9 protein-coding genes are annotated in these 12,311 nt (G+C 44.4%); 4 read left to right on the top strand and 5 right to left on the bottom strand.

Features of this window, described 5'->3' with window-relative positions:
• From C9J48_RS19405 to nadC, 5 genes are all read right to left on the bottom strand, one after another.
• Positions 1-900 carry a prepilin peptidase gene (locus tag C9J48_RS19405; protein WP_006232470.1) on the bottom strand — a complete coding sequence of 300 codons (900 nt, stop codon included), beginning with the start codon at positions 898-900 and terminating at the stop codon, positions 1-3.
• A 147-nt stretch (positions 901-1,047) separates the two neighbouring features.
• Complete coding sequence (locus C9J48_RS19400; protein ID WP_006232471.1) at positions 1,048-2,268, bottom strand: type II secretion system F family protein; 1,221 nt, start codon at positions 2,266-2,268, stop codon at positions 1,048-1,050.
• A gap of 55 nt (positions 2,269-2,323) precedes the next feature.
• A complete protein-coding gene (gene pilB, locus C9J48_RS19395; protein WP_006232472.1) occupies positions 2,324-4,009 on the bottom strand; it encodes a type IV-A pilus assembly ATPase PilB in 1,686 nt (561 codons plus the stop codon).
• A gap of 6 nt (positions 4,010-4,015) precedes the next feature.
• On the bottom strand, positions 4,016-4,468 hold the full coding sequence (locus C9J48_RS19390) for a pilin (RefSeq protein ID WP_006232473.1): 453 nt from the start codon (positions 4,466-4,468) through the stop codon (positions 4,016-4,018).
• A 329-nt stretch (positions 4,469-4,797) separates the two neighbouring features.
• Positions 4,798-5,685, bottom strand: a complete 888-nt coding sequence (gene nadC, locus C9J48_RS19385) for a carboxylating nicotinate-nucleotide diphosphorylase (RefSeq protein ID WP_036804057.1) — start codon at positions 5,683-5,685, stop codon at positions 4,798-4,800.
• A 209-nt stretch (positions 5,686-5,894) separates the two neighbouring features.
• Here nadC and ampD point away from each other — a divergent pair, with 209 nt between their 5' ends.
• The 4 genes from ampD to aceF all read left to right on the top strand — a co-directional run bounded on the left by ampD (position 5,895) and on the right by aceF (position 12,195).
• The gene (gene ampD / locus C9J48_RS19380; protein ID WP_006232475.1) at positions 5,895-6,455 is read left to right on the top strand and encodes a 1,6-anhydro-N-acetylmuramyl-L-alanine amidase AmpD; all 561 of its coding nucleotides are present in this window, start codon (positions 5,895-5,897) and stop codon (positions 6,453-6,455) included.
• Positions 6,456-6,786: 331 nt separating this feature from the next.
• The gene (gene pdhR / locus C9J48_RS19375; protein WP_006232476.1) at positions 6,787-7,560 is read left to right on the top strand and encodes a pyruvate dehydrogenase complex transcriptional repressor PdhR; all 774 of its coding nucleotides are present in this window, start codon (positions 6,787-6,789) and stop codon (positions 7,558-7,560) included.
• A gap of 80 nt (positions 7,561-7,640) precedes the next feature.
• Positions 7,641-10,304, top strand: coding sequence for a pyruvate dehydrogenase (acetyl-transferring), homodimeric type (aceE, locus tag C9J48_RS19370; protein WP_006232477.1), 2,664 nt, complete (start codon positions 7,641-7,643; stop codon positions 10,302-10,304).
• A gap of 13 nt (positions 10,305-10,317) precedes the next feature.
• Positions 10,318-12,195 carry a pyruvate dehydrogenase complex dihydrolipoyllysine-residue acetyltransferase gene (aceF, locus tag C9J48_RS19365; protein ID WP_006232478.1) on the top strand — a complete coding sequence of 626 codons (1,878 nt, stop codon included), beginning with the start codon at positions 10,318-10,320 and terminating at the stop codon, positions 12,193-12,195.
• Positions 12,196-12,311: the final 116 nt, after the last annotated feature.

Raw genomic sequence — 12,311 nt, 5'->3', positions numbered from 1 at the left:
TTACATTCCTATATATGAATGGAGATACCAACCAATAATTTGATCGCCCCATAGAATGCTAATCCAGCCCGCCATCGCGAGGTAAGGTCCAAATGAAAAAGGTGTTTGTGAATCAGAACGTTGCACTCTTAATAAGATAATGCCACAGACTGCGCCAACCAAGGAAGAAAGTAATACCACAAAAGGTAAACTTTGCCAGCCAAGCCAAGCGCCCAAAGCGGCTAATAGCTTAAAATCACCGTACCCCATGCCTTCTTTACCCGTTATCAGCTTAAAGCACCAAAACAGGCTCCAAAGTGACAAATAGCCCACCATCGCACCAATAATGGCATCTTGCAGTGATACCGGGCTCAAGCCCACGAGGGCAGCCGCAATACCAGCCCACATCAAAGGGAGGGTAATTTGGTCGGGCAGTAACATGGTATCGATATCAATAAAAGTCAGGGCAATCAGGGCGAAGCTGAAAAAGATAACCGCAACAGCCCATAATGATGGCGGTAATATGAGCGCGATAATGGTGGTCATTACTGCGGTTAGCAATTCAATCGCGGGATAGCGAGCACTGATTTTTACGCCACAGCCACTGCATTTCCCTTTTAACACTAACCAACTAATGACAGGGATATTTTCCCACATAGTGATGGCGTGTTGGCAATGAGGGCAACGTGAACGTGGCACACTAAGATTAAAAACAGCCGTAGTTGTAGCGGGATTGTTGTCTTTCTCGTTCTTCTTTTCATTATCAAATTCAGGAAAGCATTCGATGCAATCTGCTTTCCATTGATGTTCCATCATGATCGGTAAGCGGTGGATCACCACATTCAAAAAACTACCAATGAGTAAACCAAAAATAGCGGCAAAAACCGGAAATAACCAAGGGTAGTATGTAAACAATTCCATTGCGGGCCCGAATATTGATAAAGGATTGAGACTAAATGTATTTTACCGTGTTTTTTACCACAGAGTGAGCAATAGGAGATAAAGACGCTTATCTCCTGCAAAAAATACGTAAGACTGGGTGATTTAGAGTGAGTATGAGCGCTAGCGTTAACCCATTACACTCATTAAGCTGAATATTGGCATGTACATCGCTACTAATAAGCCGCCGATTAACCCGCCTAAAATTATGATAATTAAAGGTTCGAGAATTTTACCCAGATTATCAACGGTATTATCGACATCATTCTCGTACAACAGTGCCATTTTATTGAGCATGTCATCCAGTGAACCGGACTCTTCACCGATCATTGTCATCTGCAACATCAGCTCAGGAAAAACACCAGACTGGCGTAGGGCTAGATATAACGGCATACCAGCAGCAGTATTGGCATGTGCCTCATACACCGCATTCGCAATATACAAGTTACCGGCCGTTTTACCTGCGGACTGTAAACCGGAGAGCAAGGGAATACCGGCAGTAAAGGTAGTGGCAAGGGTACGCGCAAACCTTGCAATGGTCGCTTTCAATAATACATTGCCTAAAATGGGTAACCGTAAACTCAACTTGTCGACTTTCAATCGAAAGGTATGCGATTTTTTATGGCTGTAATAATACAGGAGCATTACCGACACAAGCGCGATAGCGAGGTAAAGCCCATGAGCGATCAAAAAATCTGAGGCATTAATTACTAGCTGGGTAAACAGTGGCAAGTCGGCGCCAAAACTGCTGAATATGCTAGCAAACTGAGGGATCACAAATACCAACATCATCACTGTTACGATTAATGCGGTCAGGGTAACCATGGAAGGGTAGATCATCGCTTTGATGACCTTTTTCCGCATAATTTCACCTTTTTCACGGTAAGTGGCTATACGCGAAAAGACCTCAGCAAGATGGCCAGTTTGCTCACCAGTTGCAACCAAATCACAATAGAAATCATCAAATAGCGGTGAACTGGTTTTCAAGGCTTTAGACAGCGAAGCCCCAGCTTCAACTTGCATGGTGACTTGGGTGAGTGTTGCGCGTACTTCTGCTTTGTGATGGCTGTTAGAAATCAGTTTTAACGATTGAACAACAGGCACGCCCGATTCGATCATAGTGGCTAACTGACGTGTGGTTTCTGTGATGTCTTCAGGTTTTATTTGGTTTCTGAGTTTACTGAAGGTGGAAGGCTTACGTCGTTTAATTTTTTTTATATGGATCTTTTGTTCGGTCAGTTTGCTACGAACTTCTTGTTCTTGATAGCCAATAATGACGCCAGAGACTTTACGCCCTGCTTGGTTAAAGCCGCGCCAGTGGTAATAACGCAATTTAGTGGCTGGATTCATGATTGGTCCTACTTAAGGGATGAATGAGCAGTGTTTAGTGGCAAGAGTCTAGTAATCAGTAATGCAGTATTCGCTGTAGCTCGATTAAGCTGGTGGTGCCCGCCATTAATTTTTCTATGCCAGATTGCTGTAATCGCTGCATACCTTGCTGGCAGGCAATACGTTCAAGCTCTAGGGTTGATGCGCCCGCGACTAGAGCTTGGGCTAGCTCTGGGCTAAATGGCATCACTTCATAGATGCCGACACGCCCGATATAGCCTTTATTACAATCATCGCAGCCTCGTTCGCTGGCTTTATAAATTGGGCTACTGACTGGTATTTCAAATTTGTCTCTGATAACAGCGTCCAGATCATGTATTTCTTTGCAGTACGGACATAAACGGCGTGCTAAACGTTGGGCGATGATTAAGCTGAGTGATGACGCAAGGTTAAAATCTTCAATGCCCATATTGGTTAAGCGAGTAATGGTTTCGGCTGCTGAATTGGTATGTAGCGTCGAGAGTACCAAGTGACCAGTTTGGGCGGCTTTTACCGCAATTGCTGCGGTTTCAATGTCTCGTATTTCACCCACCATTACCACATCAGGATCTTGGCGAAGAAATGATCGTAGCGCATCAGAAAAGTTGAGCCCAACTTGAGTATTGATATGAACTTGGTTAATGCCCGGCAGATTGATCTCGACCGGATCTTCTGCGGTGGAAATATTGCGCTCTTCGGTATTTAAGATTTTAAGTCCGGTATACAGCGAGACGGTTTTACCGCTGCCTGTTGGCCCGGTCATTAAGATCATGCCTTGCGGTTGCGTTAATGCGGCCAGGTAGTCGTGTTTTTGTATGTCGTTATAGCCCAGAATATCAATATCCAAACTAGCAGCTGAGCTATCAAGGATCCGCAGAACCACCTTTTCACCCCATAAGGTCGGCAGCGATGATACCCGCAGATCAATTGCTAACGTCGGGGTTAATTTCAGTTTAATGCGACCATCTTGAGGCTTACGGCGCTCGGCAATATTGAGCTTCGACATAACCTTTAAACGGGTTGATAAGCGGCGTGACAAATTTGTGGGTGGGGTAGCGTGTTGATGCAAAATACCATCGCATCGAAAACGGATCCGGTAGCTTTCTTCATAAGGTTCAAAGTGAATATCAGAGGCTTTTTTACGCACTGCTTCTAATAATATTTGGTTGATATAGCGAGTAACGGGGGCGCTGTCTCGGCTTAGATCAGTCGTGTCGTCAATTTCCCCGTCGCTAATATCAACCAAGTTATTTAAATCTTGGTTACTGATATCGCGCGCGTGTTCGGTTTCACCGATATCATTGCCGTAAATGCGTCGAATGGCGCTTTCTAGCTGCTTATTGTCTAACAGTAGTAGCTCAACATTTTTACCGGTAGCAAAACGAAATTCGTCTTGTGCATCGAGGTTGGTGGGGTCGCTAATGCCCAGAAATAAGTTGGTATCGTTAAATTGCAGCGGAATCGCCCGGTGGCGCAACACTAATTCACGCTGGTAAATTTTTTTACAGCACTCTGCGTAATCGTACTGGTGAATATCAATCAGCGCGATAGCAAAAATGTGTTCGATATGGCGGGCAAGTTCACTGTCGCTGAATATACCCAAACGTGTTAACGCAGAAGGCACGTTAATGCCTTCTGCATGTACTATATCGACCACGTTTTGCTCTTGCACCAAGCTGATTAAATCAGCCTGATGCAAGATAGAAGCGAGGTTGGTTTGCATTATGTTTTATTGGAAAATACAGTTCTTAGGTATAAGAGCTGTATCTGTAGATGATCCAAAATTAACAGTACATGCCCAGTTACCACTTGTATCACGAGTTAATGTAAGAGTTTTAGCAACCAATTCAACGCTTGCCTTTCCTTTAGTAAATAGGTAATTCACGGCCCCATTAGCTGCGTCTTCAGCTCCTACAAAGGCAATAGTACCTGTAGTTACTTTTGGTACACCATATTGTGCATTACCAGCGTCTGTAGCTGTTAATGATGGAAAGGTTCCTGTTTCTGCGATAGCTGTTTCGATGTTTGTTTTTAGACCAGCAACCGTTGCTAGTGCGGATGCAGCTTCAGATTTTGCAACATATTTTTGATACTGTGGTACTGCAATTGCGGAAAGCACTCCAATAACTGCTACCACAATCATCAATTCAATTAAGGTAAAACCTTTTTGCACCTTTTTCATTATTCTTTCCCTGATATTGCCCGCAAGCATTAAATTTAAGTGGGAGCAGAATACGAGTAGACCTCAAGCAACTGAATAGTAATGAAAAGGTTACGCGGCGCAGTTCGAATTAATTCAATGCAAACTACATTCGTTGCATATGGTGGTTAGAGGTGAATTTGAGATTAGAGGGAAAATGTGGGTAGTGTTATAAGTGTCAGTTGTAGAAGGAAAAAGTAATAAAAAAGCGAGCAGGTTAGGTAATGAACCTAGAGCCTCGCTCTTCTATTTTATTCGCAGCAATGCTTACATTGCTGCGTGTCTGTTTGGTCTTCTGCTACTTAAAGCGCCTAGACAAACCGCATCGACAAATCCATCGCCTTAAGATGTTTAGTCAGTGCGCCGACCGAAATATAATCGACCCCTGTTTCTGCGTATTCACGAATAGTTTCTAGCGTGACGTTACCAGAATTTTCTAATGCGGCACGACCTGCATTTAGAGCAACAGCTTCGCGCATCATGTCAGTAGTGAAGTTATCGAGCATGATAATGTCGGCACCCGCATCAATTGCCAGTTGTAATTCTGCAAGGCTTTCGGTTTCAACTTCAACTGGTTTACCAGGATTTAAGCGTTTCGCAGTGCTGATGGCTTGGTTGATACCACCACACGCAATAATGTGGTTTTCCTTGATCAGGTAAGCATCAAATACACCAATGCGGTGGTTATAACCGCCACCACAAGTCACGGCGTATTTCAGGGCACTGCGCAGGCCTGGAATCGTTTTACGGGTATCAAGTAGACGAGTCTGAGTGCCTTCAAGTTGTTTGGCGTATTCGGTGACAGTAGTGGCACAACCCGACAACGTTTGAATAAAGTTCATTGCATTACGTTCGCCAGTTAGTAGCGCACGTGATGGTCCGCTTAACGTACATAGCGTTTGGTTCGGCTCGACAGTATCACCGTCTTGTACATGCCATTCGATAGTGACTTCGCCACCTAGTTGCTTAAAGACTTCTTCTGCCCACATTTGCCCACAAAATACGCCATGTTCGCGAGTGATGATCGTCGCAATACCTTGGCTGTCAGCAGGGATCAAACTTGCGGTAATGTCTAACGACGCATCGATTTCGCCACCCAGATCTTCGCGTAGGCTATCAGCGACTGCGCGGGTAATTTCGAGAGGAAGTTGCTGCTTTAAATAGTGTAAGCGCGATTCGCTGTCGTGCTTTCTTTCCATTGTTGTCATGACGTATCCGCAAATAGGTTGAGTGCTAATGAACAGGAGAATGACTTCTCAGAGCTTTATAGGGGTGATCATACCTTGAGCGTGAATAAGATGCGAGATCCGAGGGTCGCGTTTCTTATGATCAAATAACAAGGAAGATAGATCTAACCGCTAAGATCAGCGAGACTAAATACAAGTCCTCTCTATTTTATCTGAAGAATATGAAATTAGCGGTTAACAGTGATCATTGGCTTGATGGGGTAAAACATGTTCCATCCCCTTTTTTTGATCAGCGCCCTGATGCGCAAGATGTGTCTTTGCTGGTGGTACACAATATTAGTTTGCCACCAGGGGAGTTTGGTGGTCCGTATATCGAACAGCTATTTACTGGTAAGTTGGATCCGAACGAACATCCCTATTTTGAGGTAATTTCAGGGTTTCGAGTGTCTGCTCACTGTTTAATTAGGCGAAATGGCGATATCATTCAATTTGTACCGTTTGATTGTCGGGCATGGCATGCTGGAGTGTCACAATTTGCTAAGCGCGACAAATGCAATGATTATTCTATTGGTATAGAACTGGAAGGAACGGACACCCTCCCTTATACCCAAGCTCAGTATGCAACACTGATTGAGTTATCTCGGGTTATCATGACACATTATCCAAATATCGATTCTTCCCGTATTACCGGGCATGAATTTATAGCGCCTGGGCGTAAAACAGATCCCGGCTTAGCGTTTGATTGGCATGCATTTAAAGCGACATTGCGTGTGAATGGATAAATCATAATCAAAATTGAGCAAGACACATTAGCGTTAAGTAATACGCTGTAACAATAAAGCCAATTGGTCAGACCATTGCTTATTTTCTTGCTCATATTTGCGCTACCTTCTGTTACCACCTATGGTTCGCATTGTTTTAACAAGTTTTCATAATTTGACATTTTTGTTAAATCCACACCGTTTCTATGATTTCCGTCAAGCCACAACTAGACATCTACAATTATTTCTGTAAAATTTCGTCCTGTTAGTAAATTGGTAAGACCAATTGTCCACGCTTGATTTGAGAGTGGATATGCCTGAAACGATATAAGTATAAGAAGCATAACGATAAATGACTTATAAACGAATTCGCCAACCTAAGCTCTCTGATGCCATCGAGCAAGAACTGGAACGCTGGATCTTGGAAGGCATTTTGTCTTCTGGTCAACAATTGCCTCCAGAGCGTGAGTTAGCTAAGCAATTCGATGTTTCACGCCCTTCAGTACGAGAAGCGATTCAACGGCTTGAGGCTAAAAATCTGCTAACACGCCGTCAGGGCGGCGGAACATTTGTAACTGATAAACTCTGGGAGAGTTTTTCTGAGCCTTTGTTGGAATTATTAGCGTCGCACCCTGAAACACAATTAGATTTACTTGAGTCTCGTCATGCCCTTGAAGGTTTGGCGGCTTATTACGCCGCATTACGTGGCACAGAAGAAGATTTTATTCGTATTCGTGATTGTCATACACGGATAGAAGAAGCTCAGCAACAAGGTGATTTAAAAGCTGAAGCATCAGCTGTAATGCAGTATTTGATCGCGGTAACTGAATCCGCGCATAACGTCGTACTGCTTCATATCATTCGTAGCCTTGCCCCTTTGCTAGAGCAAAACGTATTACAAAACTTTGAACTATTGAACCGCCGTGAAAACGTAGTGGGGAAAGTGAGAAAGCATCGAGCCGATATTGTGCAAGCGATTGTTTCCGGACAACCTGAAAAGGCCCGTGAAGCGTCCCATGCACATTTGGCTTTCATTGAGGAAACATTGTTGGAATTATCGCGTGAAGATAGCAGGCGTGAACGCTCTCTTCGTCGAATTCAACAGCGCAAGGACGGGCTGGATTAATACCTTCATAAATATATCGTAAGGTATTAAACAGTCGCGACATTGTTAGTTTTGTAGATTATCAACGAAAGGAAGATTGCATGTCTGAAGTCATGAAAAATGACGTTGACGTACTTGAGACTCAAGAGTGGCTAGAAGCTCTAGAATCAGTAGTCCGTGAAGAAGGTGTAGAACGCGCACAGTACTTACTTGAACAAGTTCTGGATAAAGCTCGTTTAGACGGTGTAGATATGCCAACTGGCATGACTACCAACTACATTAATACGATTCCAGCAGCACAAGAGCCTGCGTATCCTGGTGATACTACTCTTGAGCGCCGTATTCGTTCCATTATCCGTTGGAACGCAATCATGATCGTACTACGTGCTTCTAAGAAAGATTTAGACCTAGGTGGCCACATGGCTTCTTACCAGTCTGCTTCTGCATTCTACGAAGTATGTTTCAACCACTTCTTCCGTGCACCAAACGAAGTTGATGGCGGCGATTTGGTGTATTACCAAGGTCACATCTCTCCGGGTATCTATTCTCGTGCGTTTGTTGAAGGCCGTTTAACTGAAGAGCAGTTAGATAACTTCCGTCAAGAAGTTGATGGTAAAGGTATTCCTTCATACCCACACCCTAAACTGATGCCTGAATTCTGGCAGTTCCCAACAGTTTCTATGGGTCTTGGTCCTATCTCTGCTATCTATCAAGCACGTTTCCTTAAGTACTTGGCAGGTCGTGGTCTTAAAGATACATCAGCTCAACGTGTTTACGCGTTCTTGGGCGATGGTGAGATGGATGAGCCAGAATCACGTGGTGCGATTTCATTCGCTGCTCGTGAAAAGCTAGATAACCTATGTTTCCTAATCAACTGTAACCTACAGCGCCTAGACGGCCCTGTTATGGGTAACGGTAGCATCATTCAAGAGCTAGAAGGTCTGTTTAAAGGCGCTGGTTGGAATGTTGTTAAAGTGATCTGGGGTAACAACTGGGATTCGCTACTAGCAAAAGACACTACTGGTAAGCTTCTTCAGTTAATGAACGAAACTATCGATGGTGACTACCAAACATTCAAATCTAAAGACGGTGCTTACGTACGTGAACACTTCTTTGGTAAGTACCCAGAAACAGCTGCACTAGTTGCAGATATGACTGATGACCAAATCTTCGCACTTAAGCGTGGCGGTCACGAGTCTTCTAAGCTGTTTGCTGCGTTCAATAATGCAAAAGAAACTGAAGGTCGTCCTACAGTAATTCTTGCTAAAACTGTAAAAGGTTACGGCATGGGTGAAGCGGCTGAAGGTAAGAACATTGCACACGGTGTTAAGAAAATGGACATGACACATGTTCAACACCTACGCGATCGCCTTGGCTTACAAGACATCGTTTCTGACGAAGACATGAAGTCTCTTCCATATCTAAAACTGGAAGAAGGCTCTGCAGAGTACAACTACCTGCACGCTCGTCGTAACGCACTGCACGGTTACACGCCTAAGCGTCTGCCTAAGTTCACACAAGAATTTAAGGTACCTGGATTAGAGGAATTCGCACCTCTACTGGGTGAGCAGAAGCGTGATATCTCTACGACTATGGCTTACGTACGTACGTTAAATATCTTACTGAAAGATAAAAGTATCGGTAAGAATATCGTACCAATCATCTGTGATGAAGCACGTACGTTCGGTATGGAAGGTCTGTTCCGTCAGGTTGGTATCTACAACCCACACGGTCAAGAATACACGCCTGAAGACCGCGGTGTAGTTTCTTACTACAAAGAAGCGACGTCTGGTCAGGTTCTGCAAGAAGGTATCAATGAGCTTGGCTCAATGGCATCTTGGGTTGCTGCGGCAACGTCTTACAGCACCAACGATCTACCAATGATCCCATTCTACATTTACTACTCAATGTTCGGTTTCCAACGTGTTGGCGACATGGCATGGCTAGCAGGTGACCAACAAGCACGTGGTTTCCTATTAGGTGCTACTGCTGGTCGTACAACGCTGAATGGTGAAGGTCTACAACATGAAGATGGTCATTCTCATGTTCTGGCGAACACAATTCCAAACTGTATCTCTTACGACCCAACGTTTGCTTACGAAGTTGCGGTTATCATGCAAGACGGTATCAGTCGCATGTACGGTGAGAACCAAGAGAATATTTACTACTACCTAACGGTAATGAACGAAAATTACGCAATGCCAGCAATGCCAGAAGGCGCTGAAGAAGGCATTCGTAAAGGTATCTATAAGCTAGAATCTTACGCAGGTAGCAACAAAGTTCAGCTAATGAGCTCTGGTACTATCATGAATGAAGTACGTAAAGCCGCTCAAATCTTAAGCGACGACTACGGTGTAGCATCTGATATTTACTCTGTAACTTCATTCAATGAACTTACACGTGATGGTCAAGATGTTGAGCGCTTCAACATGCTACACCCAGAAGCTGAGCAAAAAGTACCTTACATCACAACTGCAATGGGTACTGAACCAGCAATCGCCGCGACAGATTACATGAAGAACTACGCAGAGCAAGTACGTGCATTCATGCCGTCTGAGTCTTTCAAAGTTCTTGGTACTGATGGTTTCGGTCGTTCTGACAGCCGTGAGAACCTACGTCGTCACTTCGAAGTTAACGCAGGCTACGTTGTAGTTGCAGCACTAACTGAACTGGCAAAACGTGGTGATATCGAAAAATCTGTTGTTGCACAAGCAATCGCTAAATTTGACATCGATGCAGACAAGACGAACCCGCTATACGCGTAAGAGGCAATAAAACATGGCAATCGAAATTAATGTACCTGACATTGGTGCAGACGAGGTTGAAGTAACTGAGATTCTTGTTAGCGTTGGCGACAAGGTTGAAGAAGAGCAATCTCTGATCACTGTAGAAGGCGACAAAGCTTCTATGGAAGTACCAGCTTCTCAAGCGGGTATCGTTAAAGAAATCAAAATCGCTGAAGGCGACACGGTTTCTACTGGTTCTTTAATCATGATCTTTGAAGCAGAAGGCGCAGCAGCTGCGCCAGCACCTGCAGTTGAAGCGGCGGCACCTGTTGCTGCAGCTCCTGCGGCGGCTGAGCTAAAAGAAGTACATGTTCCAGATATCGGCGGTGACGAAGTAGAAGTTACTGAAATCATGGTTGCTATCGGCGACAGCATTGAAGAAGAGCAATCTCTTCTTACTGTTGAAGGCGACAAGGCTTCAATGGAAGTACCTGCACCGTTTGCTGGTGTTCTAAAAGAAATCAAAATTGCAGCTGGCGATAAAGTATCAACTGGCTCTTTAGTGATGATCTTTGAAGTGGCTGGTTCTGCACCTGCAGCACCTGTTGCTCAAGCGGCGGCGCCTGTCGCTGCTGCACCAGCAGCATCTGCAGCGAAAGAAGTGAACGTGCCTGATATCGGCGGTGATGAAGTAGAAGTTACTGAAATCATGGTTGCTGTTGGCGATACAGTAGAAGAAGAGCAATCTCTTATTACTGTAGAAGGTGACAAGGCTTCAATGGAAGTTCCTGCACCGTTTGCTGGTACTGTAAAAGAAATCAAAATCGTTGCTGGTGATAAAGTGTCTACGGGCTCTTTGATCATGGTCTTCGAAGTAGCTGGCGCAGCACCTGCACCTGTTGCTCAAGCAGCAGCTCCAGTAGCAGCATCTGCTCCTGCAGCGAAGCCTGCACAAGCAGCAGCTCCAGCAACAACTGGCGACTTCCAAGAAAACAACGAGTATGCGCATGCATCTCCTGTTGTTCGTCGTCTTGCACGTGAATTTGGCGTTAACCTTTCTAAAGTAAAAGGTACTGGCCGTAAGAGCCGTATCCAGAAAGAAGACGTACAAAACTATGTGAAAGATGCGCTTAAGCGTCTTGAATCTGGTGCTGCTGCATCAGCTAAAGGTGGCGATGGTTCTGCACTGGGTCTACTACCTTGGCCGAAAGTTGATTTCAGCAAGTTTGGTGAGATTGAAACTAAGCCTCTATCTCGCATCAAGAAGATTTCTGGCGCTAACCTGCACCGTAACTGGGTAATGATCCCTCACGTTACACAGTGGGACAACGCAGACATCACAGCTCTGGAAGCATTCCGTAAAGAGCAGAACGCAATTGAAGCGAAGAAAGATACAGGCATGAAGATCACTCCACTTGTGTTCATCATGAAAGCTGTTGCGAAAGCACTTGAAGCATTCCCTTCTTTCAACTCTTCTCTTTCAGAAGACGGTGCAAGCCTTATTCTGAAGAAGTACGTGAACGTGGGTATCGCTGTTGATACACCTAACGGTCTAGTTGTTCCTGTCTTTAAAGATGTGAACAAGAAAGGTATCTACGAGCTATCTGAAGAGCTAATGGCTATTTCTAAGAAAGCACGTTCTGGAAAGCTAACTGCATCTGATATGCAAGGCGGCTGTTTCACTATCTCTAGCCTTGGTGGCTTAGGTGGTACTGCATTCACACCAATCGTGAATGCACCAGAAGTGGGTATCTTAGGTGTATCTAAGTCTGAAATGAAACCTGTATGGAATGGCAAGGATTTCGAACCTCGCCTAATGCTTCCTCTATCACTATCTTACGATCACCGTGTGGTTGATGGTGCTGAAGGTGCACGTTTCATTACTTACCTAAACGGTTGTCTATCTGATATTCGTCGCTTAGTACTGTAATTCGTACTGCCGATATTTATTTGATATATAAATCGCTGTTTAGATAAAAATCAGAACAGTAAGGTTATTACTGCTAAATTTCGGCATCAGTGAAAAAATCTGATGCCGGAATTGTT

Source organism: Photobacterium profundum (assembly GCF_003026285.1).
Classification (GTDB): Bacteria; Pseudomonadota; Gammaproteobacteria; order Enterobacterales; family Vibrionaceae; genus Photobacterium; species Photobacterium profundum.
Note: the sequence above shows the minus strand (reverse complement) of the source record. Positions and strands in the feature narration are given on the sequence as shown.